The following is a 25,318-nucleotide window of genomic DNA, read 5'->3' on the forward strand; positions in this document are numbered from 1 at the left end:
GCTGAGGGTTCAGGGTTCAGGTCTATCGGAGGGCGGCGAGCAACTCGCTCGCCGCCCGTTTTTCGCGCGAGCCCGCCGGTGCGGCACCGACCACCTTGCGATACTGCTCGGCAGCTCGTGCCGTTTCTCCGCTCTCCTGCAGGGCAATCCCCAGGTTCAACCGCGCCTCGTGGAACGCGGGGTCGTACGCGATCGCGCGTTCGAAAAACGGAATGGCGTCCATGGGACGCTGTTGCTGGACGAGGATCACGCCCATCCCGTTCGACGCGTCCGCGTAGCGGGGATCGAGATCGATCGCGCGCTGATACGCCGTCGATGCGGCTGCCAGCTCACCTGTCTCGCGGCGCGCGTTGCCCAGATTCGTCCAGAAGGAGGCGTTGTTCGAATCGAGCCGGGTGGCCTGCTCGAAGGCCGCCGCCGCGTCAGCGGCTCGGCCGGCGTCGGCGTGTAGCAGCCCCAGGCCGTTGTGCGCGTTCGGGTCGTCGGGCGCCAGCGCGAGAGCCGCCTGCTCCGCCTTCATGGCCTCCACCCGTTCGCCGGCCGCTCGAGCCGCGAGGGCGAGACCGTGGAACAGCGTGGCGTCATCGGGCCAGCGTGAAACAAGACGGCGATAGAACTGCAGCGCCTGCGGCGTTCGGCCCGTATCCTTGAGCGCCTGCGCGTACGATGCCTGGAACACCCGCGCCGATGGAAAGCTTGCCGCGAGCGTTCTGAGATCGGCCAGTGCCTCCGCGCTGCGTCCCGAGGCGGTCAGGGATAACGCCTGCTCGAATCGGTTCCACGCTGAAATGAAATCGCGCGGGTTCGGCGCGCCCGCGGGCGTGCGGCCCGACGGCGCGGCCGCCACGTAGCCGAGCGCGCGCAGGCGGTCCGCGGCATCGGGCGTCGCGGATGGCGAAGTCCTGGCGCTTTCGAAAATCCGATCCAGGCGCGTTCGCATCGCCGCCGCGACCGACGCGTTCTGTGCGACGACGTTCTCTTTCTCACCGGCATCGCGGGAAAGGTCGAAGAGCTCCGGGCCGGATGACGAGAGCAGCTTCCAGCGATCGTCCACGAGAGCCCGCACGGGGCTCCATCCCGCCGCGCGTGGGTAGGTCGTTTCCGCGTAGATGTCCGTCGACGCTCCGGCGATCACATCGACGCCGGTCATCGTCGCGGGCGCCTGCAGGCCGGCGCGCGCCAGCAGCGTCGGCGCAAGGTCGCGCAGGCTGGCGGGCGCGTCGTTGCGCGTGCCGCCCTGGACACCGGGCCCGGCGACGATGAACGGCACGCGCAGCGTCGAGTCGTACAACAGCATCCCGTGCGTCGCCTCGCCGTGCTCGCCGAGGCCCTCGCCATGATCGCCTGCGAGCGCCACGACGAGATCAGGGCCGACCTTTCTGCGAACGTCGCGGATGAGCGAGCCGACCTGCGAGTCGGCGAACGCCACTTCGCCCTCGTACGCACGATGACCGGCGGTCTTCAGGAACTCGGCCGGCGGCGCGTGGGGCGCGTGGGGATCGTAGAGATGCACCCAGACAAACAGCGGCTTCGATGCGTCCGCACCTGCCAGCCACTTGAGCGCGGCGACGACGACCTGGTCCGCGCGGCGCTCGGATTCGAGGCGCGCGGGGGCCCGGGGGTCGCGCGGGATACGGTCGTCGTACATCTCGAAGCCGTCTGACAGCCCGAACCGCCGGTCGAGCACGTACGCGCCCACGAATGCGGCAGTCGTGTAACCTGCGTCGCGGAACAGGCGCGCGAGCGTCGGGCGCGAGCCGTCGAAACGGTGGACGCCGTTTTCCCGCACGCCGTGTTCGGGCGGGAGCGTCCCCGTCATGATGGAGACGTGCGACGGGAGCGTGAGCGGCACCGTCGCGCGCGTGTTGGTGAAGCTGACGCCTTCCTGCGCGAGCGCATCGATCGCGGGCGTCAGTCCGCGCCCCACGCGGTCCGCGCGCAGCGTGTCGATCGTGACGAGCAGCACCGAAGGGGTGCCCTTCGACGCCGGTGGCGCGCCGCACGCCATAAGTGTGACAGTCACACTTATCAGAAGTGTGACAGTCACACTTATCGGCCGGAGAAAGTGTGACTGTCCCACTTCGGGCGGATCGGTTTTTGAAAAGGGTGATGCGAATCCGTTATGTCGAGACACCGACGCGTCACTCCTGCAGCGTACCCTCAGCACGTGCTCAACCGTGGGAACGAGAAGGCGACGATCTTTCACAAACCCGCTGATTATGAAGCATTCCTCTCGATCCTGGCAGACGGAATGACGCGGGTGGCCATCCGCATCCTGGCCTTCTGCTTGATGCGGAATCACTTTCATCTGGTCCTGCTGCCAAGCACGGCGTACGCAATCCCTGCGTACATGCGATGGACCATGAATGTGCACGTTCGGCGTTATCGCCAGCATTATCGGTCGAACGGTACCGGGCACGTTTATCAGGACCGATACAAGAACTACGTAATCCAGGACGAGACGCACCTGCTCACGGTGCTGCGCTATGTCGAAGGAAATGCCGCGCGGGCCAACCTGGTCGAGCGGGCTGAGGACTGGCCGTGGTCGAGCCTGAACCGAACAGCGACCGGCGATGGCCGCACAATAGTGTCGGCGTGGCCCTGCCCACGCCCATCAAATTGGGCGGACATTGTCAACGAGCCGTTCTCTATCGAGGCTCTCCAGCGGCTGCGTCAATCGGCCGAGCGCGGAGTACCGTATGGATCAGAGGAGTGGGTCGAAGAGACGGTTCGGCGGTACGGGCTCGAATCGACGGTACGACCCCCTCATCGCCCGGCGGGCGGCCCGCAGAAGCTACCAGAAGTGTGACTGTCCCACTTATCCGCGGGTGAGGCGGCGCCGCGCCAGTAGGATGTCGCTGGGATCGCCCATCAGGTACAGGACATCGCCGGCGTTCAGCGTGGCAGCCGCCGCGGGCGACGTCGTGCGGTGCCCCTGCGACTCGAGCGCGACCACCAGTGCGCCCGTTTCGGCCCGCAGGTTCACGTCCGCAATCGTCCGGCCCACCGCCCAGTCCCCCGCCGACAGCACGTGCGTCGCGACAGGCGACTGGCTGATGGCGCTGACGGCGTCCATCGGCCGCGACGGCGCACGAACCGGGCGCAGGCTCTCGGTCTCATGTCGGATCATGTCGAGCGTCGTCTCGATGAGATTTCCCGGGATGTTGACACGCGCGAGGAGCTGCGCGAGCACCTCGAGGGATGTTTCAATCTCTTCAGCGACCGCCACAGTGGCTCCAGCCTCCTCCATGCGACGGGCCTCGCCGCGATACCGCGTCCGCACGATCACCGGGATGGCCGGCGCCACGTCACGTGCCACTTTGACGACGCGCAGCGATGCATCGGCATCGCTCAGTACGAGGGCGAGGGCACGCGCGCGCCCGATGCCCGCGGCGCGGAGGCTGTGCGGATTGGCGGCGTCGGCGTACATGATCGATTCCCCAGCGGTGCGCGCCTCGCGCACGGCGGCACCGTTCAAATCGAGAACGAGGTACGGCACGCCAAATTTCTTCAGCGTCTTCGTGATCAGCCGGCCGCCGGCGCCGTATCCCATCACGATGACGTGGTCGGCCAGCGTGCTCGACAGTCCCTCCCGGGGAGCCGGCCGACGACGGCCGGTCAGCCGGGCCGCGATCCCGGGCGCGAAGGCCAGCAGCGCCGGCGTCAGCATCATGGTCCCGATGCTCGCGGCAAGCAGCGTCTGCCACACGTCCGGCGGCAGCAACCCGGCCTGAAGGCCGGCGCGGCCCAACACGAAGGAGAATTCCCCCACCTGTGCGAGGGCGATGCCGGCGGCAATCGCCACTCGCGCGCTCGGCGCAAACGGCATGAGCACGGCGGCGGCCGCAAGGGCCTTGACGACCACGATCGTGAGAAGCGCCGCCGCTATCCACGGAAACGCGCGCAGCACGAACGCGGGGTGCAGCAGCATTCCGAGCGAGATGAAGAAGAGGCTGGACAGGATGTCACGCAGCGGCCGGATTTCCGCATGGGCCTGGTGGCTGAACTCGCTCTCTGCCAGCACCAGCCCGCCAAGAAAAGCGCCGAGCGCCATCGAGACGCCCAACAGCGAGCTGGCCCACGCGGTTCCGACGCTCGCGAGCAGGATCGCCAGCGGAAAGGCTTCGCGACGCCCGCTCCGCAGGACCCAACGCACGAAGAGCGGCAGCACCAGCCGGCCCACGCCGGCAACGATCGCGAGCGCGACAGCCGCGCGCAGCAGCGCTTCTCCCGCCCTGCCGGCCGGCGCCTGCCCGGCGAGGATCGGCACCATCAGCAGCAGCACGACGATCGAAAGATCCTGGAACAGCAGCACGCCCGTCGTCAGGCGCCCTGCAGGGGAACCAAGTTCGTTGCGCGAACCCATTTCCTTCAGGACGATTGCCGTGCTGGACAAGGACACAAACAGGCCGGCGAACACCGCCACGCGCGGCGCAACGGTGGAAAACGCGACAAGCAGCGCCGCCACCAGGCCTGCCGTGACCGTCACCTGGAGGAGCCCTCCCGCCAGCGTCGCGCGCCACAGGCGGCGCATCTCGGCGAGCGAGAAGTCAAGCCCGACGGTGAACAACAGGAGCACGATGCCGATCTCGGCCATGAGATCGACCTCGGACTGCGTTGCGACGAACGCCAACCCGTGCGGCCCGGCGGCGATCCCGGCGAGAATCATGGCGACGATGGCGGGAATCCGCAGCCGCGCGAAGAGAACGATCAGGACGAGCGCGACGGCGTAGGCCGGGATCAGGCCGGCAAGAAGGGCGTGTTCCGACATGGGATCTCACTCCCACGATCGCAGATCCCACGAATGACTGATTGCGGGATCCGGGATCGTGGGATCTGCAATGACCTACCGGGATGTCGTCTGTCGCTCGGCAGTCTTGCCGGCGTCGAGGTCGTTCCAGTTCAGGATCGCGTTGAAACCCAGGAAGAAACTGCCTTGGGTCTCCCAGCGCCAGAACGGGCGGTTGGCGAACATGACGACATGTCCCTTGCCGACCGGCGCGTCCAGCACGAGCGCCCGGCCGGCGAGCGACTGGCCACCCACCAGCACGCCGGACAGCAACATGTCGGCGGGATCGGCCGGAAAGCGCAGGACCACGCGCGGCACGCGGTCATCGATGTTGAAGCCGAACGCGCGCGCCATCTGGCGAAGTTCGGCGGCTTCATCGGCCATCGGCCGCTGCGGCCGCGGCTCGCTGTCGAGTTCCGCAAGCGGCGGCATGACGGCGTTCGGTGTGAGGTTCTGGCCCACGCCCGGAATCTGCGCACCCCCGCCGCCGAATCCGGCGATGCCCCCACCGGCGACCCGGATGACCGGCGCCTGGTTGAAGTAGATCGCCAGCGCGTTCGAGTCGTACCCGTAGGCGATCGGGCTCTTGCGGTCCGCAAAGATCCCCTTCAGCACCGACCCTCGCACGAACAGATTCTGGGGCGTTTCGACCGTGATGCCCGCCGTCAGACCGTACTCCGGGAAAATGGTGCTGGTCGAACCCTCGACGATGAGCGTGCCTCCCTCCTGCACGAACGCCGCGAGATTCACCAGCCCCGGCAGGCCCATGCCCCCGCGAATGTCGTCGCTCGAATCCTGCACGCCGAGATGCGGCGTCAGCTCCGACTTCTTATAGGGGATCGGATCGCCGATCATCGGCAACCCGTTCACCTGCGCCTGCGCATCGCCGCCGATGTGCGGGAGCACGATGACGTCGTACTTCGCACGCAGATTCCCTTCGCGCAGTTTCTGGTCGGCGAAATAGGTGTACGGCACCTTGAAGCGATCGAAGGCGAGCCTCACCCATCCTTCATCCTGCGTGCGCGCCCACGAGTGGACGTACCCGATGCGTGGCAGGTCGAGCTCGTGCGCCTTCACCGCCGGCATGCCGGGCACGGCGTGCCCCACGAGACCAAGCGCCTTCAGCGACGCTCCGAGCGTCGCGCGATCCGCATTCGGGACGATGAACGAGCCGGCGGCGAACCGTCGTCCCGCCGCCTCGAACGCCTCCTCGGCCGCGAGCATCTTCACGTCCTTGTTCGCGAACCGGAACGTCACGAGGGTGTTGTCCGTCGTGTGCTCGACGATGAGCGTGTCGCCGGTGCCGACCATCTCGCCCGCCACCGTGATGTCCTGCGTGACGAGCCTCATCGGCGCGTCGAGTATGGACCGGTCGGTCGCGCGGGCCGCCTTGACGTTCCGCAGCAGGGGGAAGCTCCAGCCGGTGTCGTCGTACGGGCGCGGGTTCGCCGCCGGGTAGTTCTGCACGTCGAGCAGCATGTCCACGACCGTGCGGTAGGGCTGGTCCATCCGGACGATCAAGTCGCCGGACTCCACCGTCACGCCGCCGCCGGAGTATTCGCCGGTGGCCACGTGAACCTCGACTCCCTGCAGCCGCAGAAGGTTGCCGAGCTCGGCCGCTTCCACCCGGCGGCGCTGCGCCGGGATGACCCACGCGTACGGCGCGGTGCTCCTGCCCTTCTCCACCGCCCGCTTGTTCTTCAGGTAATAGTTCTCGAGGAACAGCTCGCGGTTGCGCGCCACGTAGTTCATCGCGATGAGCAGCGCGCTCTGCTGCATGTTGACATTGTTGCGGGGGCCCCACTTGATCGACGGCAGCGGCGGGTTCGCCCGGTACCACTCGCGCGAGGTGGTCGTCGGCGGCAGCGTCAGATCGTAGTTCTCGCCGCGATACGACTGGGTCTCGTAGAAGCGCCCGATCGAGTTGTGCATGTTCGCGATGAAGAACAGGTAGTTGGGCACCCAGCCGTCATAGAACGCATAGGTCCAGACGCCCGGTACGCCGCGCTTGGCCATCTCGCTCGTCTCGGTCTTGGCGAGCAGCCACCATTCGTCGATCTGGATCGGGTCGAGCGAGGCGTTGTACGGGCCGCTGCCGGTCGACGTGTACAGGTACGAAACCGACTCGTGGAGGTCGTGCCAGATGGTCGGATGCCACGCGAGGAACGTGCCGAGCATGTTCCGCGTGAGGTTCAGCGCCGCGCCCATCGCGTCGCGGTTGTTGTCGTGGGCGACGTAGTGGCCCCAGTAGACGAGCGGCGGCGGCGTCCTGCCCGTCGTCTTCTGGTAGTAGAAGTTGTCCACCTGCTTGTCGCGGCCATCCACTTCGGTCGCCGGCGTGATCATGACGATCGAGTTGTTCCGGATCGTCTGGATGAACGGCGTCTCCTCCACCGCGAGGCGGTAGGTCAGCTCCATCAGCATTTCCGGGCTGCCCGTCTCGGGCGAATGGATGCTGCCGGTCGCGTAGTAGATCGGCTTGCCCGCCGAGATCAGCTGCCGCGCCCTCGCCTCCGTCAGCGTGCGCGGGTCGGTGAGCTGCGCCGTGATGTGCTTGTACTTGTCGAGCGACCTGATCGTCGCTTCGTCCGCGATCGCCAGCGCCACCATGTCGCGCCCTTCGTCGCTCTTGCCGATCGTCCACATCGTGACGCGATCCGAGGCCTTGTCGATCGCCTCGAGGTACCGCAGGATGTCCTTGTAGTACGTCAGGTGGCCCGGCTCGCCGATCACGCGATTGAAGAACTTCAAGGGGGACGGCACCGTGCTCGATGCCGGCAGGTGATCCACCAGCTCGGTGATGACGCGCGGATCCGCGGTAATCTCGCGGATGCGCTTCGAGTACGCCTCATCCTGTTTCTGGGCGCGCGCGGCCGTTTCCGTCTGCCGGGCCGCCGAAACGGCAGAGCCGTGCGCCAGCATCAACACCAGGGCGAGCGCGATGGTGCGGGAATCCGAGATCATGACTGCCTCCTCAGGAGTGGCCCGCTTATAACACAGATGGCAATCTGCTTGCACCGCGCGGACGCGTATGCTGGCGCACTTGCAGATCCCCATCGGCTGGCGCGAGATCTTCAAGCGGACCCTGAACGAGGCGGTGTTCAAGGACGACGTCCTCGGAATGGCGGCGCAGCTTTCCCGGTGGCCAACCTGATGGACGAGGTGATGAGAACGATCGGCCGCGTGGCGCCCCCCGACGTGCTGCAGTTTCTCCTCGATCAGATGAAGAAGATCTCGAACCAGGAGAACGGCGGCATCCTCACCTTCGCGTTCCTCTTCACGATCTGGAGCAGCTCGGGCGCGATGGTCTCGATCATCAGCACGCTCAACTCCGCCTACGACATCGAGGAGTCGCGCCCGTGGTGGAAGACGCGGCTGACGGCCGTCACCCTGACCGTCGGCGTGGCGCTCTTCATCCTCGTCTCCGCCACCCTCGTCATTGCCGGCCCGCAGCTCGCCGAACGCGCCGCCGTGTGGTTCCATCTCGGGCCGGTCTTCGAATGGACCTGGAAGGTCCTGCAGTGGCCCATCGTCTTCGCGCTTGTCGTCACGGCGCTCGCGCTCGTGTACTGCTTTGCCCCCGACGCTGAGCAGGAGTTCGTGCTGATCACGCCCGGCGCAGTACTCGCCACCATACTGTGGCTGATCGCCACGCTCGGACTGCGCTTTTACGTGGTGAACTTCGGCAGCTACAACGAGACGTACGGCGCGCTGGCCGGCGTGATCCTCCTCCTGTTGTGGTTCTACGTCTCGGGCATCTGCATCCTGATCGGCGCGGAAATGAACGCGGAAATCGAACACGCGTCTCCGTACGGAAAGGCGCCGGGCGAAAAGGTGCCCGGCCGGCGCAGGAAGATCGGCGTGCTCGCGATGCGCGAGTACGAGGCGCGCGTAGAGGCGGGCGAGACGCCTGACCGAGCCGCGGCCGCGGCGCTGCCCAACTGCACGCTTGAACAGACGGAGTCCACCGCCCACGCTGCCCGCGGCGCTCGGCCGAGCGATGTGCTCGTCGGCGCACTGGCGCTGATCCCGGCCGCCTTGGCGCTTGGAACGCGGCGGCGGACCTGAAGGGTCCGCCCCACCGGAACGCACACCGCGCTCTCCACCCTCGGCCCTTTCTGTCCCCGATTTGGGCCGTCGTCCTCCGGTGGCCGCACTCCAGCCCGGCGAGAATAGGACGAAGCCGAGAAATCCCGAGCAAATACGACATGATTCGCGGGGCACACCTCTTGCTGACAGCAGAGGCGTCAGGAGCAAAACCCATGTGGTCCCGACCCATTGCGTTCGCGGTGCTCGCGGCCGGTTCTATGACAGCGGCCGCCGGCGGCGCGTACGTCGCGATGCGTCATAACGTGCCAGACCCCACTGCGCAACCACCTGTTTTTGAGAACGGCGGACAAACCGGCGCTGCCGCGGTCCCCGTGGCCACTGATGGCGCGGCGCAGCCCGCCCAGGCGATCGAGCCGGCGCCGATCGTGATCGAGGCGCCGGTTGTCGGACCCAGGCCAGCGCCCGTTCAGCGGCGCCGGACGGCTTCTCGGGCGCCGGTCGCGCGGACACCAGCATCGCCCCTCCCGGCCGAACCCGTCCCGGTTTCCGCGCCGATCTCGCCACCGGATGCGCTGGCCGAGCCGGCGCCGGCCGCGGCGTCGCCGGACGAACCGGCGCCGGCGCCACAGGCCGCGCGCTTCGAGGAGATCGTCGTTCCGTCCGACACGGTTATCGGCGTGCAGGTCGAGACGGCGGTCACGAGCGAGCGCGCCCGCGTGGAAGACCGCGTCGACGGACACGTGACGCGCGACGTCTCGGTCGGCGGGCGCGTCGCCATCCCTGCCGGCACCAGGCTGCTCGGCTCGGTCACGCTCGTTGAGCGCGGCGGCAAGTTCAAGGAACGCGCGCGCATCGCCGTCCGGTTTCACACCGCGCAGCTCCCCGACGGCACGCGCGTCGCGCTCCAGACGACGGCCGTCATGCGTGAAGGGGATTCGCCGTCGCGCGAAACCGCCGCGAAGGTGGGCGGCAGCGCGGTCGGCGGCGCGATCCTCGGTGCGATTCTCGGCGGCGCGAAAGGGGCCGTCATCGGCGGCACGGCCGGCGCCGCCGGCGGCACCGCCGTCCTCGTCGCGGGCGACCGAAACGCCGCGACCCTGCCCGCTGGAACAACCGTGAGCGTGCGGCTGATGGCGGACACGGCGGTGGCCGTCGACAGATAGATCAGGCACGAGGCACAGGGCAAGGCACGACGCCCGGAGATTTGTTATCTTCCTCGTGGCTAGTGCCTCGTGCCTTGAGCCCCACCATGACACCACCTCCTCCCCTGGGCGACATGCCGCCGGACGAATTCCGGCGACATGCTCACCGCCTGGTCGACTGGATCGCCGATTACCTGCAGGACAGCGACCGTTACCCGGTCCTCTCTCGCGTTGCGCCGGGCGAGATTGCCGGCGCGCTGCCGGCTCACCCGCCCGAGCGCGGCGAGCCGTTCGATCGCGTGCTCGACGACTTCGAGCGGACCATCGTCCCGGGCCTCACTCACTGGAACCACCCGGCCTTCTTCGCGTACTTCGCCATCACCGGCAGCGCCCCCGGCGTGCTGGGTGAATTCCTGTCTGCCGCGCTCAACGTGCAGGCGATGTTGTGGCGCACGTCGCCGGCCGCGACCGAGCTGGAAGAGGTGGCGCTCGGATGGCTGCGGCAACTGATCGGCCTGCCGGACGTGTTCGAAGGGGTGATCTACGACACGGCGTCCATCGCGTCGATGCACGCCCTCGCCGCGGCGCGCGAGCAGGCGGTTCCCGGCGTGCGCGCGTCCGGGCTGCCGGGCCGCGACCTGCCGCGGTACCGTGTCTATTGCTCGGAGCACGCCCACTCATCGATCGACAAGGCCGTGATGACATTGGGGCTCGGACATGACGCGCTCCGGAAGATTCCTGCCGATCAGGAGTTCCGGATGCCCGTGGACGCCCTGCGCGCCGCAATCGACGAGGACCGTCTCGCGGGCGTGGAACCGATGGCGGCGGTCGCCACCGTGGGCACCACCTCGACGACGAGCGTCGATCCGGTCGGCGCGATCGCCGAGGTCTGCGCCCGCGAGAACATCTGGCTCCACGTCGATGCCGCGTACGCCGGCGTCGCGGCGATGGTTCCCGGCTACGGGCACGTGCTGCGGGGCGCGGACCGCGCCGACTCGGTCGTCGTGAATCCGCACAAATGGTTGTTCACGCCGTTCGATCTCAGCGCCTTTTACTGCCGCCGCATGGAGACGCTTCGACGCGCGTTCTCGCTGACGCCGGAGTACCTCAAGACGGCTGAGGCCGGTCGGGTCACGAACCTGATGGACACCGGCGTGCAGCTCGGCCGCCGGTTCCGCGCGCTGAAGCTCTGGATGATCCTGCGTCATTTTGGCGCCGAGGGTCTGCGGGCGCGCCTCGCGGAGCACATGCGCCTCGCGCGAACCTTCGCGGATTGGGTCAGCCGCGATCCGGAGTTCGAGCTGCTCGCCCCCGTACCCTTCAGCGTCGTCTGTTTCCGTGCGAAGCCGCGGGGTGTTCCGGTTGACGAGCTGGACGCCTTCAACGAAGACCTGCTGAACCGCCTGAATGCTGGCGGCCAGGTGTTCCTCTCGCACACGCGGCTGCAAGGGCGGTTTACGCTCCGGCTGGCGATCGGGCACATCCGCACTGAAGAGCGCCACGTCCGTCTCGCGTGGGACCTCATGAAGCAAATGCTCAGGTGAACGTTCGCATGGGTACCTGCCTTGCAGCCGTTCCGCGGGAGACAGGAGGAACGACTCGCAATGCGTATCGGTACTTTTGCAGAAGCAGCACTTGTGACGGCGCTCGTTGCCGTCGGGCCGTCGACGGCTTCGGCCGACATCATGTTCACGCCGTTTGTCGGCATCGCCACGGGCGGCAGCACGGCCGACTCGACCACGAGCTTCGGCGGCGGTCTCACCTGGATGGGTGCCGGCGCCGTGGGGCTCGACCTCGACTTCGGTTACACGCCGGATTTCTTCGGTCCGTCCGGCGACGATTTCGGGGACAACAACGTGACCACCTTCATGGTCAGCGCGATCGTCGGCGCGCCGGTCGGCGGCCAGTCCGGGCCGGGTCTCCGCCCGTACGCCGTCGGCGGTCTCGGCATTCTGAAGGAGAAGATCGACGAGGCGGGAGACCTGTTCGACGTCGACGACAACTCGTGGGGGTTCAATCTCGGCGGCGGCATCGCCGGCTTCTTCACGGACAATGTCGGAATCCGCGGCGACGTGCGCTACTTCCGCTCGCTGAACCGCGGCGACGACGATGGCCTGGATTTCGACCTGGGCGAGCTGGATTTCTGGCGCGTGACGGCCGGCGTGACGTTCAGGTTTGGCGGCTAGCGAGCCAGGCGCGCGCCTGCTGGATCGCCGCAGCCACGGCCGCGGGAGCCGTGGACTGCGGCGTTTTTTTCGACGCCGCGGCTCGTGCGCCGGTCAGGCGCGCGGCAATGTCCGCATCGAACCGCGGATCGTACGCGCGCCATTCCTCGAGCGTCAGGGCGCGAAAGTCGCGGCCTGACGCGACCAGCGCGCGAACGATCCCTCCCACCGTTTCATGCGCCGTGCGGAACGGCACGCCCTTCTCGACCAGGTAATCCGCCACTTCGGTCGCGGCCAGCAGGCCTTCGGCGGCGGCGTTCGTGCGAGTGGCGTCGAGCTTCAACGTCGCGACGACCCGCGTGCAGGCGCGGATGGACGGGAGCACGGTGTCCTCCGCGTCAAATGCCGCCTCCTTGTCTTCCTGAAGATCCTTGTTATAGCCCGAGGGCAGCCCTTTCATCGTGGACAGCCATCCTGCGAGCCGGCCGATCACGCGTCCCGCCTTCCCGCGGACAAGCTCGAGCGGGTCTGGATTCTTCTTCTGAGGCATCAGGCTGCTGCCGGTCGACACTTCATCGGCGAGCTCGAAATAGCCGAACTCCTCGCCGGAAAACAGGATCAGATCCTCGGCAATCCGCGACAGGTGGACGGCGAGCAGCGCGCAGGCGTGGAGGAACGACGAGACGAAGTCGCGGTCCGATGTCGCGTCGAGGCTGTTCGACACGACGCGCGAGAACCCGAGCTCCCTGGCGAGCGCGGCGGTATCCACGTCGTAGTTGGTGCCGGCGACGGCCCCCGACCCGAGCGGCATAGCGTCGGCGTCGGCGCGCGCCTGCGCGAGCCGCCCGTCGTCGCGCTGCAACGCCGCCACGTGTGCCAGGAAGTAGTGCGCGACGAGCACCGGCTGCGCCCGCCGCAGGTGGGTATAGGCGGGCATGACCGTGCCGGCGGCCCGCTCGGCCTGTTCGACCAGCGCGGCGACGAGGCCGCGCAGCTCCGCCTGGACGACCGGGATCCTCCGACGGAGGTAGAGGCGGAAATCCAGCGCCACCTGCTCGTTGCGCGACCGCCCGGTGTGCAGGCGCCGCCCCAGGTCGCCGAGCCGGCCGACCAGCTCGTGCTCGACGAAGGAGTGGACGTCTTCGTGCGGGCCGTCCAGGAGCGCGGGATTGGCGCGGACCGCGTCCCGCAGCTCGCGCAGGGCCTGTTGGAGGGTGGAGGCGTCCTCGCGCGGGATCACGCCCGCTGCCGCGAGCGCGCCGGCCCACGCGAGGCTGCCGGTCATGTCGTCGTCGAAGAGGCGCCGATCGAACCCGAACGACGCGCCGAACGCGAGCAGATCCGCGTCCGGCGCGGATTCAAATCTTCCCGACCAGAGCGGCATGCTCCGTCCCGACCTTCTTGCGCGCGGCCGTCTCCACGGGCAGCCCCCAGATCTTGATGAAGCCCTCGGCGGCGCTGTGGTCGAACAGGTCGCCGGCGTCGTAGGTCGCCAGCGCGTGCTCGTAGAGCGCGAACGGCGACTTGCGGCCGACCACCGTGCAGTTCCCCTTGAACAGCTTCACGCGGATGACGCCGGTGACGCGCTCCTGGACCTTCGCGGTGAAGGCGTCGATCGCTTCGCGCGTCGGCGTGAACCAGAGCCCGTTGTAGACGAGGTCGGCGTAGAGGCGCGCCATGTCGTGCTTCACGCGCTCGAGGTCGCGCGGGATGACGAGCTTCTCGAGCTCCTTGTGCGCCGCGTGCAGGACGGAGGCCGCGGGGGCCTCGTAAATCTCGCGCGACTTGATGCCGACGAGGCGGTTTTCGACCATGTCGATGCGGCCGACGCCGTGCGCCCCCGCGATCGTCTCGATGCTGCCGATCAGCTCCACGAGCGACATCGGCACGCCGTTGATGCCGACGGGCACGCCCGCCGCGAACTCGATCTCGAGGTAGGCGGGCTCGTTCGGGCACTCGGCGGGTCCCTTCGTGAGCGCGTAGATTTCCTCGGGCGGCTCGCACCACGGATCCTCGAGCACGCCGCACTCGATCGAGCGTCCCCAGAGGTTCGCGTCCGTGCTGTAGGGGCTCGCGATCGTCGCGGGCACCGGGATGCCCCGCGCCCGCGCGTACTCGATCTCGTCGGGACGCGTCATGCCCCACTCGCGCGCCGGAGCGATCACGCGGATCGCCGGATTGAGCGCGCGGGCCGACACGTCCATGCGCACCTGGTCGTTCCCCTTGCCGGTGCAGCCATGCGCGATGGCTGTCGCCCCCTCGAGCTCGGCGATGCGCACGAGGTGCTTCGTAATGAGCGGACGGCCGAGCGCCGTGGCGAGCGGGTAGCGGTCCTCGTAGATCGCGCCGGCCTGCAGCGCCGGCACGATGAAGTCGCGGGCGAACTCCTCGCGCACGTCGAGCACGTGCGCGCGGACGGCGCCCACGGCGATCGCGCGCTCGCGGATGTCGTCGAGCTCCCTGCCCTGCCCGAGGTCCATCGTCACGGCGACGACCTCCGCGCCGTATTTTTCCGCCAGCCAGGGGATGGCGACCGAAGTGTCGAGTCCGCCGGAATACGCCAGCACAATCCGCATCAGGTCCTCCGCTTACTCTTTCAACCAGTTCTCAAATCGCCGGCACAGCGCGCGCGCCTGGCGCGCATCGCGCGTGACGACAAACAGCGTGTCGTCGCCCGCGACGGTGCCGACTACCTCATCGAGCGACGCACGGTCGAGCGCGATCCCGAGGATCTGCGCCTGGCCGGGGTCGGTGCGCAGCACGACGATCTGCTGCGCCGGCTCGGCGCGCCTGAGGTACTCGCTCACGGCGCGCCTGACGGCGTCGTCCTTCTCGGACGGATCGACCGGGGTGGCCGCGTCCGCCGCGCGATGGTACGAGCCGTCCGCCGCGGCCTTGACGAGCCGCAGCTCCTTGATGTCGCGCGACAGCGTCGCCTGTGTCGCCTCGACGCCCCGGGCCCGGAGCCGCTTTCTGAGCTGCTCCTGGCTCGTGACCGGTTCCCGCTCGATGATTTCGAGAATGACCGACTGGCGGTAGGACTTCATGCCTGACCGGGCCAGTATAGCGCCCGGCCCCGCCCGCCCTTCCGCCCGCGATCGGACTTGCGTTGCCCCGGGCACGTGTGCATAATTATCCCTGATTGTGAATACTTATGCAAGCACCCGTGTCGCCGTGGCCGGCGCCACCGGCTATGCCGGGCGGGAACTCCTGCGGCTGCTGGCGCGGCACCCGCACGCGTCGGTGAGGGCGGCCATGGCGTCGGCCGCCTCCGACGGCACGCGCCCGGCCGGCCTCGCGCGCGTCTGGGACGGCGAGATCGGGGCGTTCGACGAAGAGGCCCTCGCCGATGCCGACGTCGCCTTCCTGGCGCTGCCCGAAGCGGCCGCCGCGAAGATCGCGCCGGGCCTCGTCTCACGAGGGGTCAGAGTCATCGATTTGTCGGGCGCCTTCCGCCTCGCCGATGCGGCGATCCGCCGGCGCTGGTATCCGGAAACCACCGCCGTGCCGCGCCGGGCCGTTTACGGGCTGCCGGAGGTCGTCGACGGCGCCGAGCTGGCGGCGGCCGAACTGGTGGCGTGCGCCGGCTGCTATCCCACCGCATCGCTGCTGCCGCTGATGCCGCTCGTGCGGCGCGGCCTGCTCGACCCGTCGACCGGCGTCGTCATCGACGCGAAGTCCGGCGTGTCGGGCGCCGGCAAAGGTGCCTCGGAACGGACGCACTTCTCCGAGTGCCACGGATCGGTGTCGGCCTACGGCGTGTTCGGCCACCGTCATGTTCCTGAAATGGAGCAGGCGCTCGGCTGCGACGTCACGTTCGTCCCGCACCTGGTGCCGCTCGACCGCGGCATTCTCAGCACGATCTACGCGCGGCTGCGCCCCGGCGCCGGCGCGCGGGACGTCGCCGCGGCGCTCGAGGAGGCGTACGCGGACGCGCCGTTCGTACGGCTCGGAGGGGAGACGCTGCCCGAAATCAAGCACGTCGCGCACACGAATTTCTGCGACATCGGCTGGCGGGTCGACGAGTCGGCCGGCGCCCGGCGCGTCGTCCTCGTCTCGTGCCTCGATAATCTGCTGAAGGGCGCGGCCGGGCAGGCCGTGCAGGTCTTCAACGTGGCGCTCGGCTACGACGAGCGGCTGGCACTGATGTGACGACGATCATCAAGATCGGGGGGGAGCTGCTCGAGACGCCGCACGACATGCGGTCCGTGGTCGAGCACGTGCGGCACGCGGCGCAGGACGGGCCGCTCGTCGTCGTGCACGGCGGCGGCCGCGAGCTGAGCGCCGAGGTCGCGCGACGCGGCGGGACGCCGCAGCTCGTCGACGGCATCCGGGTGACCGACGCGGACGCGCTCGCGGCGGCGGTCGGCGTCCTGGCCGGCACGATCAATACGCGCCTGGTCGCGGCGCTCGGTGCCGCGGGCGTCAGGGCGGTTGGCCTGAGCGGCGTGGATGGCGCGTTGCTCCGTTCCCGGCGTGCGCCGCGCGCGCGCGCGCAGTCCGGCGTCATGGTGGACCTCGGGCACGTGGGGCAGCCCGTGCCGGAGGGCGACACGGCGGTGCTGCGAGTGCTGTGCGACAACGCGTTTGTGCCGGTCGTGGCCAGCCTCGGGGTGGACGCCGAGGGGCATGTGCTGAACGTCAACGCAGACGTGGCGGCGTCGCATCTCGCCATCGCGCTTCGCGCGGCGCGGCTGTACGTGCTCGGCGGCACCGATGGCGTCTTCGATGCCGTCGGCGCCACGATCGCGACGCTGTCCCACGCCGACGCCGAGGCGCTCGTCGGCAGCGGCGCCGCCCGCGACGGCATGGCGGCGAAGCTCGACGCGTGCACGCGCGCGAGCGCCTGCGGCGTGGCCGACGTGCGCATTCTCAACGGCCGCGCGGGCCGGCTGCCTGCCGGCGGGACTCGCGTGGTCCTTTCGGTTGGACGTTCCAGCCACGCCCCGGGGAGGGCTTCGTGAGCACTGCGGCGACCACCGCATCGGATCGACTGCTCGGCGTGTACCGCCGCCCGGAGATGACGTTCAATCGCGGCGCGGGAGCCTGGCTCTACGACACCGCCGGGAACGCGTACCTCGATTTCATTTCGGGCGTCGGCGTGAACGCCCTCGGGCACGCGCATCCTCGTGTGGCGGCGGCCATTGCCGAACAGGCGGCGGTGGTGAGCCACACGTCGAACCTGTTCCATCACCCGTTCCAGGCGCCGCTGGCCGAGCGGCTCGCGCAGCTCTCCGGGCTCTCGCGCGTCTTTCTGTGCAACAGCGGCGCCGAGGCGGTGGAAACCTGCCTCAAGTTCGCGCGGCGGTACTGGTACTCGCAGGGCGCCTCCCGGAACACGTTCGTCGCGCTCGAGCATTCCTTCCACGGCCGCACGATGGGTGCGTTGTCAGTGACGTGGGACGCGCACTACCGCGACCCGTTCGCGCCGCTCGTCGGCGCGGTGAGATTCGTCTCGCCGCTCGACCCCGACGCGCTGCTCGCGGCCGCGGACGAGACGACGGCCGCCGTCATCCTCGAACCGATCCAGGGCGAGGGGGGCGTCCGTCCACTCACGAAGCAGTTTGGCGCCGCCGTGAGCGAGGCCTGCGCGAGGACCGGCGCGCTGCTGATCGCCGACGAAGTGCAGTGCGGCCTGGGGCGCACCGGCGTGCCATTCGTGTCCCCCACGCTGGGGATCTCCCCCGATCTGATGGCGATCGGCAAGGCGCTCGGCGCGGGCTTCCCCGTTGCCGCCGCGCTCTTCAGCGACCGCGTCGCGGATGCCGCGCAGCCAGGCGATCATGGCAGCACGTACGGCGGCAACGCGCTCGCGTGCCGTGCGGCGCTCGCCTTCCTGGAGGAGCTGATCGACCGCGGCCTGCTCGACCGCGTGAAGGCGATGGGCGCCGTGCTGGAGCGCGAACTCCACGCGCTGGCCGCGCGGGTGCCGCGCGTCGTCGAGGTTCGAGGCGCCGGGCTGATGTGGGGACTGGAGATCGAGGGGGATGCGGCGGCGGTGGTGGACGCCGCGCGCAGCCGCGGCCTGCTGATCAATCGCACGTCCGGCACCGTGCTGCGGCTGCTGCCGCCATTCGTGATCACCGAGGCGGAGATCTCGCGCGCTGTCGAGCTGCTCGAGGCGTCGCTGCGGGAGAGCGAGTCATGATGGTCAGGCCGGCGCGCTCCGACGATGCCGCGGCGATCCACGCGCTGGTCGAGGCCAACCGCGAGCGCGGCCACCTGCTGCCGCGCACCATCGCCGACATCTCGTCGCGCATCGCGAGGACCGCGGCCTTCTACGTCGCGGAGCACGACGGCCGGATCGCGGGCTGCGGTGAAGTCGTGCGTCTCAGCCAGTCGGTCGCCGAGGTGCGCTCGCTCGTGGTCGACGAGCCGTGGCGCGGCCACGGGGTCGCGGGCAGGCTGGTCTCGGCGCTCCACCGGCGGGCCCGCCTCGACGGTCACGGCCGGCTCTGCGCGTTCGCCCACCATCCGGTCTTCTTCATGCGGCTGGGGTTTTCCATCGTGCCGCACGCGTGGTTGCCCGAGAAGATTTCCGCCGACTGCGCCGCCTGCCCGCTCTTCCGCAGCTGCGGGCAGTACGCGCTGATGGTCTCGCTCGCACCCGCGGCTTCTGCTTCATGGCAACGGCGATCGGACGCGGCGTAACCGCGCCGCTCGGGTTCCTGGCCGCGGGCCTGCACTGCGGCATCAAACCTGCCAACCTGGATCTCGCGGTGGTCGCGTGCGACCGGCCCGCAACGGCCGCCGCGCTGTTCACCACCAACCTGGTGAAGGCGGCGCCGGTCCTCGTCTCGCAGGATCACCTGCGCCGGAGCGGCGGGTTCGCGCGCGTCGTCGTGATCAACAGCGGCTGCGCCAACGCCTGCACGGGCGACGAGGGTCTCGAGGTGGCGCGGGCGACGGCGGCGCATGCCGCGCACGTGTTCAGCGCCGCGCCCGAGCAGATCCTCGTGGCGTCGACGGGCGTCATCGGCGTGGCGCTGGATGCAGGAAAAGTGAAGGCCGGTCTGTCGAACAGCGTCGCGAGGCTCAGCGTCGAGGCGCACCTCGACGCCGCGCGCGCGATCATGACGACCGATCGCGGGCCAAAGGAGGCGGCCGCCGAGGGACAGATCGGCAACCGCACGTTCAGGGTCGGCGGCATCGCCAAGGGCGCCGGGATGATCGAGCCGAACATGGCCACCATGCTCGCGGTGCTCACGAGCGACGTCGTGATCGACGGCGCGCTGCTCGACAAGGCGCTCCGTGAGGCGTGCGCCACGACGTTCAACGCCATCACGATCGACGGCGATACGTCCACGAACGACACCGTGTTCGCGCTCGCGAGCGGTGCGAGCGGCGTCGCCATCGGCTCGGCGGAGTTGCCCGCGTTTGTCGGCGTGCTGACCTCGGTGTGCCGCGAGCTGGCGCTCGCGATCGTGCGCGGCGGGGAGGGAGTCACGCGCACCGTGTCGGTCCGCGTGACGGGTGCGCCCTCCCACGAGGAGGCGCGGAAAGTGGCGCGGACGATTGCCAACTCGCTGCTCGTGAAGACCGCGATCCACGGCGCCGATCCGAACTGGGGCCGCATTCTTGCCGCCGCGGGCCGCGCGGGAGTCCCGTTTGATCCGCGCCGGGCGACGGTCACCATCGGCCCCGTCGTGCTGTTCTCGGACGGACGCCCGCACGATGAGCGTGCCGCCGAAGCCGCGCGGTTCCTGTCGCGCGACGACGTCTCGATTCAGGCCGGCCTGGGCGACGGCCCGGGCGAGGCGGTCGTCTACACGTGCGATTTGAGCGCCGAATACGTTCGAATCAACGGCGAATACCGGACGTAGGTTCGAGACGGCAGGTTCTGCACGGCAGGTTCTGAATCGTGCGTCAGAACCCACCGCGCGGAACCTGCCGTGCAGGATCTATTTCATGTCGGTCTCGATCTTCGTGGCGTTGATCGTCTTCTGCCCGTCCTGCTCGGTCACGTCGCCGGTGACCGTGACGACCTTCGCGACGTACGGCAGCAGCTTCTTGTTGTTCTCTGCCGTGTACTCGCCGGCGAGCACATACACCCCATCGCTGGTGAGCACGCCCATCTTGGCGCCGCGCTTGGCGCAGCTCAGCGCGCAGTTCTCGTGGTCGGCGCCGGTGTTCTCCGCCTTCTTGGCGTGACACTGCACGTCAACCACTTCCCCCTTGACCGTCGTCGCATCGGCCAGAAGCGGTGCCGAGGTGACTACGGCGACCGCCATCGCGCCGACCACTGCAAGAATTCTACGCATCGCTTTGCTCCTCCTACTGCTGCTCCGGATGTGGAACCCGAATATACTAGCGCCTCCGGCTGGACGTTGATACACCCCGCCCGCTCGCACGTATTCCCGATGCGCCGTTCATCCAGAAACGCGCCGCGTCGGCAGGGGCCGGATCGTCGCCGGGGGCTCCCATGAAACGAACCATCGCTCTGACATTCGTTCTGCTCTCGTCGCTGCCCTCCGCCGTCGAGTCGGCGGAGAAGATCGTGCCGTCGGTGGACCAGATGGTCGAGCTGAAGCGCGCTTCCGGCGCCGCGATCTCGCCCGACGGCCAGTGGGTGGCGTACATGGTCCGCGAGACGGACTGGGAAGAGAACGCCTTCGACACGGAGATCTGGCTGGCGGACGCCAGGACGACGACGAGCCGCCAACTGACGCGCGGGAAGAAATCGTCGACGTCGCCTGCCTGGTCGCCCGACGGCAGCCGCCTGGCGTTCGCGTCGGACCGCAGCGACAAGCGTCAGATCTATCTCATCGATCCGATGGGCGGCGAAGCCCAGGCGCTCACCTCCGCGGAAGACGGCGTGGAGGGCTTCTCGTGGTCGCCGGACGGCGCGCGCATCGCGTTCACGGCGTCCGAGCCGAAGCCGCAGTCGGCAAAGGACCGGGACAGGAGGTACGGAGAGTTCGCCATCGTGGACGAAGATCGCCGGCAGACGCACCTGTGGGTGATCGACGTCGCGACGAAGCAATCCAGGCGGCTCACCAGCGGGCAGCTCGCGGTGGGCGGCTTCCGGTGGTCGCCCGACGGCGCAGCGATCGCGTTCGATCACCGGATCGACGAGGATCCCTCGAACAGCGGCAGCGCGGACATTTCGATCGTGGACGTCGCGAGCGCCGAGGTCCGCAGGCTCGTGACACAGGAAGGCCCCGACACGCGCCCCGAATGGTCGCCCGACGGGACGCGGATCGCGTTCGCCACGTCGATGGCGCACCCGGCCTTCTACTATACGAACGATTTGATCGCGACCATTCCCGCGAGCGGAGGCGCCATCGACGTCCTGACGCGCGGCTTCGACGAGGACGCGGCGCCGATCGCGTGGTCGCCCGACGGGATCTATTTCTCGGCCTCGGACCGCACATGGGCGCATCTCTACCGGATCGACGTTGCGGCGAAGCAGGTGACGAAGCTCCCGCACGATCCGCAGGCCATCGCGTCCGGCTTCACCTTCTCGAAGGACTTCACGCGCACGGCATATACCGCGAGCACGGCAACTCAGTACCCGGAGATCTTCATCGCCGACCTTCCCGCGATGAACGCGAAGAAGCTCACGAGCCTGGGCGCGCAGCTCGAGGGCTGGCAGCTCGGGACGAGCGAGGTCGTCACGTGGGCGAGCAAGGACGGCGCGAAGATCGAAGGGGTGCTGCACAGGCCCGCGGACTTCAAGGCCGGCCGGCGGTATCCGCTGCTGGTCGTGATCCATGGCGGACCCACGGGCGTGTCGCGCCCTGCGCCGTTCCGTTCGACCTACGTCTATCCGATCGACATGTGGCTCGCGCGCGGGGCTCTCGTGCTCGAGCCGAACTACCGCGGGAGCGCGGGGTACGGCGAGAAGTTCCGGTCCCTCAACGTCCGCAACCTGGGCGTCGGCGACGCGTGGGACGTCGTGAGCGGCATCGACTTCCTGATCGCGCAGGGGATGGTGGACGGCGCGCGAGTGGGTGCGATGGGCTGGAGCCAGGGAGGTTACATCTCGGCGTTCCTCGCCACGCACGACAGCGCGCGCTTCAAGGCGATCTCGGTTGGAGCCGGCATCTCCGACTGGATGACGTATTACGTGAACACCGACATCCACCCGTTCACGCGCATGTACCTCAAGTCCACGCCGTGGGACGATCCCGACATCTACCGCACGACGTCGCCCATCACCTACATCAAGCAGGCGCGCACGCCGACGCTCATCCAACACGGCGAGAACGATGCGCGGGTGCCAATTCCCAACGCGTACGAGCTCTATCAGGGGCTCAGCGACCGAAACGTACCGACCCGGCTCGTCGTATACAAGGGGTTCGGCCACGGGCTGACGAAGCCCAAAGCGGTGCGCGCGGCAATGGAACACAACCTTGAGTGGTTCGACACGCATTTCTGGGGACGGGCAAGCCGCGGGACGCGCTGAAGATTTCTGACAGGCCTGAGGCCGCGTCTTCTGCGGTTTCCGCGGTGATTGTGCCGGGGGAGGAATTCGTGGGGTGGTCCAACGCGAAACGTCCGGGTCTCGCGATAGCCGTCGTCGCCGTGCTGGTGTCGACCGCGGGCTGGCGGAGTCTCTACGCGCAACCCGCGCGCGGTGGCACAACGGTCGCCGTCAGGGGCGCGACGATCCTGACGGTCACGAAAGGCACGATCCAGAACGGCACGCTCGTGGTCCGGGACGGGAAGATCGCCGCTGTCGGCGCGAACGTCCCGATCCCGCCCGGCGCGGAGGTAATCGACGGCACCGGCACGTTCGTGACGCCCGGCATCATCGACGCCCACTCCCACATCGCCGCTGATTCGATCAACGAAGGGGGGACGACCGTCAGCTCGATGACCGGCATGGAAGATGTCATCGATCCCACCGATGTGAACATCTACCGCGATCTCGCCGGCGGCACGACGACCGTCAACGTCCTGCACGGGTCTGCGAACCCGATTGGCGGCAAGAACGCGGTGCTCAAGCTGCGATGGGGCAAGACGCGCCCCGAGGAACTGCTGCTCGAGGGCGCCATGCCGGGCATCAAGTTCGCGCTCGGCGAAAACCCGAAGGACATGCGCCAGTTCGGGCAGACCGGCCCCCGCCGCTATCCCATCACGCGGATGGGCGTCGAGTACGTCATCCGCGACGCGTTCACGCGCGCGAAAGCCTACCAGGCGGCGTGGAAGGAGTACGAGAAGAAGAAGACCTCGACGCCCGACGCCGTGCCGCCGGCGCACGACCTGCAGCTCGAGCCCCTCGTCGAGATCCTCGAGGGCAGGCGCCTCGTTCACGCGCACTGCTACCGCGCCGACGAGATCCTGATGCTGATCAGGCTCGCCGACGAGATGGGCTTCACGATCGCGACGTTCCAGCACGTGCTCGAGGGCTACAAGGTCGCGAAGGAGATCGCGGCGCACGGCGCAGGCGCGTCCACGTTCTCCGACTGGTGGGGTTACAAGATCGAGGCGGAAGACGCGATCCCGCATAACGCCGCGCTGATGGTGCGAAAAGGCGTGCTCGTCTCCATCAACTCCGACAGCGCCGAGCACTCGCGGCGCCTCAACACCGAGGCCGCCAAATCAATGCACTGGGGCGGCCTGACCGAAGACGAGGCGCTCGCGCTCGTCACCATCAATCCCGCGAAGCAGCTGCGGCTCGCGCACCGGATCGGATCGCTCGAGGCGGGCAAGGACGGCGACTTCGTCATCTGGAATCGCCACCCACTCAGCTCCTACGCCATCGTCGAGCGCGCGTACATCGACGGCATTGCGTACTACGACCGCCACGTCGAAGAACGCAAGCTGACCGAGTTGCAGAAGGAGAAGACGACGCTCGTCGCGGCGGAAAAGGATATGGGCGGAGCGAGCCCTGGCGCCGGCGGGGCGGGCCCTTCGGGCTCGCCGGGCGGACCCGAAGGGTCCGCGTCGCAACAGTCCGATGGGTCCACCCCACAGCAGCCCCCACAGCGGCCCGAAGTGCCGGCTTCACGGATCTGGGCGATCACCAACGCCCGCATTCATCCGGTCACCGGCGCCACGATCGAGCGTGGCACGATCCTGATCCGCGGCTCGAAGATCGAGGCGGTCGGGACGAACGTGACCGTCCCGGCCGGCGCGAAGACGATGGACGCGGCGGGCGCTGATGTGTATCCCGGCTGGATCAACGCACGCACGACGCTCGGGCTCGCCGAGCCCGGCCCCCGCGGCTTCGACGACGTGAACGAAATGCTCGAGTTCAACCCGCACATGCGCGCCATCGTCGCGTACCAGTCGGATAGCGACGCCATCCCCGTCGCGCGCGCAAATGGCGTGACCTCTGTTGCAGTCGTACCGTCAGGCGGCATCCTCGGCGGCCAGGTTGCGGTCGTGAATCTCGAGGGTTGGACGTGGGAGGAGAACGCGGTGAAGCCGGTCGCCGGAGTCAGCTTCCAGTTTCCCACGATCGGCCGGACCGGCGGGTTCGGCGGTTTTGGCGCGCCGCCGGACGATCGTGGCTACGACGAGCTGAAGAAAGAGCGCGACGAAAAGCTCGACCGCCTCGCCAGGCTGCTGGACGACGCCCGCGCGTACGCGAATGTGCCGAAGGAGCAGCGGCGGCTCGATTGGGCGCTCGAGGCGCTGGTGCCGATCGTGGAGCGGCGCCTGCCGCTCTTCACCGCGGCGAACCGGGAGCAGGACATCCGCGATGCCGTCGCGTTTGCCGATCGCGCGCGGGTGAGGATCGTGATCACCGGTGGCCTGGAGGCGCCGCTCGTCTCGTCGCTGCTGAAAGACAAGAACATCCCGGTCATCCTCGGCCCGGTGCTGACGCTGCCGACCCGCGAGGACATGTTCCACGCGTCCACCTACCAGGCGGCGGGCGAGCTCGTGCGCGCGGGCGTGAAGATCGCGTTCGCCACCGGTGACAACTCCAACGTGCGGCAGGTCCCGTACCACGCCGCGCAGTCCGTTGCGTGGGGGCTCTCGCGCGAGGACGCGATCAGGGCGCTGACGATCGCCGCCGCCGAGATCCTGGGCGTCGCCGATCGGCTCGGCAGCATCGAGCCAGGCAAGGACGCGAACCTGCTCGTCGCGAAGGGAGACCCGCTCGAGGTCCGCACGCCGGTCTCCGCGGTGGTGATCGCCGGGCGGAACGTCGATCTCGGAAACAAGCACGAGGCGCTGTACGAGCGCTACACGGCGAGGCCGTAGCAATGGCCAACACG

Annotated in this window: 19 protein-coding genes; 12 read left to right on the plus strand and 7 right to left on the minus strand. The window is 68.6% G+C overall.

The features are described from left to right. Positions 1-22: 22 nt before the first annotated feature. Positions 23-2,023 (minus strand): sulfatase-like hydrolase/transferase, encoded by a 2,001-nt coding sequence (locus tag HYU53_07085; protein MBI2220959.1) that lies wholly within the window; start codon positions 2,021-2,023, stop codon positions 23-25. Positions 2,024-2,122: 99 nt separating this feature from the next. Between HYU53_07085 and HYU53_07090 the strand changes: the two genes are divergently transcribed. Beyond that, positions 2,123-2,809, plus strand: coding sequence for a transposase (locus HYU53_07090; GenBank protein MBI2220960.1), 687 nt, complete (start codon positions 2,123-2,125; stop codon positions 2,807-2,809). Positions 2,810-2,818: 9 nt separating this feature from the next. On the opposite strand, the gene HYU53_07095 is transcribed toward HYU53_07090, so the two are convergent. Further along, complete coding sequence (locus tag HYU53_07095) at positions 2,819-4,771, minus strand: cation:proton antiporter (protein MBI2220961.1); 1,953 nt, start codon at positions 4,769-4,771, stop codon at positions 2,819-2,821. Positions 4,772-4,846: 75 nt separating this feature from the next. Further along, positions 4,847-7,753: a hypothetical protein gene (locus HYU53_07100; protein MBI2220962.1), complete on the minus strand. Its 2,907-nt coding sequence runs from the start codon at positions 7,751-7,753 to the stop codon at positions 4,847-4,849. A gap of 177 nt (positions 7,754-7,930) precedes the next feature. Between HYU53_07100 and HYU53_07105 the strand changes: the two genes are divergently transcribed. From HYU53_07105 to HYU53_07120, 4 genes are all read left to right on the plus strand, one after another. After that, positions 7,931-8,857, plus strand: a complete 927-nt coding sequence (locus HYU53_07105) for a YihY/virulence factor BrkB family protein (protein MBI2220963.1) — start codon at positions 7,931-7,933, stop codon at positions 8,855-8,857. A gap of 353 nt (positions 8,858-9,210) precedes the next feature. Beyond that, positions 9,211-10,002: a hypothetical protein gene (locus HYU53_07110; GenBank protein ID MBI2220964.1), complete on the plus strand. Its 792-nt coding sequence runs from the start codon at positions 9,211-9,213 to the stop codon at positions 10,000-10,002. A gap of 113 nt (positions 10,003-10,115) precedes the next feature. After that, a complete protein-coding gene (locus tag HYU53_07115; GenBank protein MBI2220965.1) occupies positions 10,116-11,525 on the plus strand; it encodes an amino acid decarboxylase in 1,410 nt (469 codons plus the stop codon). A gap of 93 nt (positions 11,526-11,618) precedes the next feature. Next, a complete protein-coding gene (locus HYU53_07120; protein MBI2220966.1) occupies positions 11,619-12,167 on the plus strand; it encodes an outer membrane beta-barrel protein in 549 nt (182 codons plus the stop codon). Here HYU53_07120 and argH read toward each other — a convergent pair. The 3 genes from argH to argR are packed head-to-tail and all read right to left on the minus strand — an operon-like array spanning position 12,151 to position 15,193. Then, positions 12,151-13,530 carry an argininosuccinate lyase gene (argH, locus tag HYU53_07125; GenBank protein MBI2220967.1) on the minus strand — a complete coding sequence of 460 codons (1,380 nt, stop codon included), beginning with the start codon at positions 13,528-13,530 and terminating at the stop codon, positions 12,151-12,153. The two genes, HYU53_07120 and argH, sit on opposite strands and share 17 nt — an antisense overlap. Beyond that, entirely contained in the window at positions 13,505-14,722 is a 1,218-nt protein-coding gene (locus HYU53_07130; protein ID MBI2220968.1) for an argininosuccinate synthase, read from the minus strand. Before HYU53_07130 ends, argH begins: the two co-directional genes overlap by 26 nt. A 12-nt stretch (positions 14,723-14,734) precedes the next feature. Then, on the minus strand, positions 14,735-15,193 hold the full coding sequence (gene argR, locus HYU53_07135; GenBank protein ID MBI2220969.1) for an arginine repressor: 459 nt from the start codon (positions 15,191-15,193) through the stop codon (positions 14,735-14,737). 97 nt (positions 15,194-15,290) lie between these two features. On the opposite strand from argR, the gene argC reads away from it, so the two are divergent. From argC to argJ, 5 genes are read left to right on the plus strand one after another with little or no spacing between them, the layout of a single operon-like run. Beyond that, positions 15,291-16,298, plus strand: a complete 1,008-nt coding sequence (gene argC / locus HYU53_07140; protein ID MBI2220970.1) for an N-acetyl-gamma-glutamyl-phosphate reductase — start codon at positions 15,291-15,293, stop codon at positions 16,296-16,298. Next, on the plus strand, positions 16,295-17,110 hold the full coding sequence (gene argB / locus HYU53_07145) for an acetylglutamate kinase (GenBank protein MBI2220971.1): 816 nt from the start codon (positions 16,295-16,297) through the stop codon (positions 17,108-17,110). The genes argC and argB overlap by 4 nt, the downstream gene beginning before the upstream one ends. Continuing rightward, positions 17,107-18,294 carry an acetylornithine/succinylornithine family transaminase gene (locus HYU53_07150; GenBank protein ID MBI2220972.1) on the plus strand — a complete coding sequence of 396 codons (1,188 nt, stop codon included), beginning with the start codon at positions 17,107-17,109 and terminating at the stop codon, positions 18,292-18,294. The genes argB and HYU53_07150 overlap by 4 nt, the downstream gene beginning before the upstream one ends. After that, positions 18,291-18,797: a GNAT family N-acetyltransferase gene (locus tag HYU53_07155; protein ID MBI2220973.1), complete on the plus strand. Its 507-nt coding sequence runs from the start codon at positions 18,291-18,293 to the stop codon at positions 18,795-18,797. Before HYU53_07150 ends, HYU53_07155 begins: the two co-directional genes overlap by 4 nt. Further along, a complete protein-coding gene (gene argJ, locus HYU53_07160; protein ID MBI2220974.1) occupies positions 18,770-19,969 on the plus strand; it encodes a bifunctional glutamate N-acetyltransferase/amino-acid acetyltransferase ArgJ in 1,200 nt (399 codons plus the stop codon). The genes HYU53_07155 and argJ overlap by 28 nt, the downstream gene beginning before the upstream one ends. A gap of 78 nt (positions 19,970-20,047) precedes the next feature. On the opposite strand, the gene HYU53_07165 is transcribed toward argJ, so the two are convergent. After that, a complete protein-coding gene (locus tag HYU53_07165; GenBank protein MBI2220975.1) occupies positions 20,048-20,407 on the minus strand; it encodes a hypothetical protein in 360 nt (119 codons plus the stop codon). A 161-nt stretch (positions 20,408-20,568) separates the two neighbouring features. Between HYU53_07165 and HYU53_07170 the strand changes: the two genes are divergently transcribed. Together HYU53_07170 and HYU53_07175 are read left to right on the plus strand one after the other, a co-directional pair. After that, entirely contained in the window at positions 20,569-22,554 is a 1,986-nt protein-coding gene (locus tag HYU53_07170) for a S9 family peptidase (GenBank protein ID MBI2220976.1), read from the plus strand. Positions 22,555-22,622: 68 nt separating this feature from the next. Beyond that, positions 22,623-25,304: an amidohydrolase family protein gene (locus HYU53_07175; protein MBI2220977.1), complete on the plus strand. Its 2,682-nt coding sequence runs from the start codon at positions 22,623-22,625 to the stop codon at positions 25,302-25,304. The last annotated feature ends 14 nt before the right edge of the window (positions 25,305-25,318 follow it).

The sequence above is a fragment of the Acidobacteriota bacterium genome (assembly GCA_016184105.1).
Lineage (GTDB): Bacteria > Acidobacteriota > Vicinamibacteria > Vicinamibacterales > 2-12-FULL-66-21 > JACPDI01.

Bases quoted from the DNA above. Each gene is read 5' to 3' on its own strand.
- argJ (MBI2220974.1), top strand. From the start codon at position 18,770: ATGGCAACGGCGATCGGACGCGGCGTAACCGCGCCGCTCGGGTTCCTG.
- HYU53_07100 (MBI2220962.1), bottom strand. From the start codon at position 7,753: ATGATCTCGGATTCCCGCACCATCGCGCTCGCCCTGGTGTTGATGCTG.
- argR (MBI2220969.1), bottom strand. From the start codon at position 15,193: ATGAAGTCCTACCGCCAGTCGGTCATTCTCGAAATCATCGAGCGGGAA.
- HYU53_07115 (MBI2220965.1), top strand. From the start codon at position 10,116: ATGCCGCCGGACGAATTCCGGCGACATGCTCACCGCCTGGTCGACTGG.
- HYU53_07165 (MBI2220975.1), bottom strand. From the start codon at position 20,407: ATGCGTAGAATTCTTGCAGTGGTCGGCGCGATGGCGGTCGCCGTAGTC.
- HYU53_07155 (MBI2220973.1), top strand. From the start codon at position 18,291: ATGATGGTCAGGCCGGCGCGCTCCGACGATGCCGCGGCGATCCACGCG.
- HYU53_07090 (MBI2220960.1), top strand. From the start codon at position 2,123: ATGTCGAGACACCGACGCGTCACTCCTGCAGCGTACCCTCAGCACGTG.
- HYU53_07095 (MBI2220961.1), bottom strand. From the start codon at position 4,771: ATGTCGGAACACGCCCTTCTTGCCGGCCTGATCCCGGCCTACGCCGTC.
- argH (MBI2220967.1), bottom strand. From the start codon at position 13,530: ATGCCGCTCTGGTCGGGAAGATTTGAATCCGCGCCGGACGCGGATCTG.
- HYU53_07170 (MBI2220976.1), top strand. From the start codon at position 20,569: ATGAAACGAACCATCGCTCTGACATTCGTTCTGCTCTCGTCGCTGCCC.
- HYU53_07130 (MBI2220968.1), bottom strand. From the start codon at position 14,722: ATGCGGATTGTGCTGGCGTATTCCGGCGGACTCGACACTTCGGTCGCC.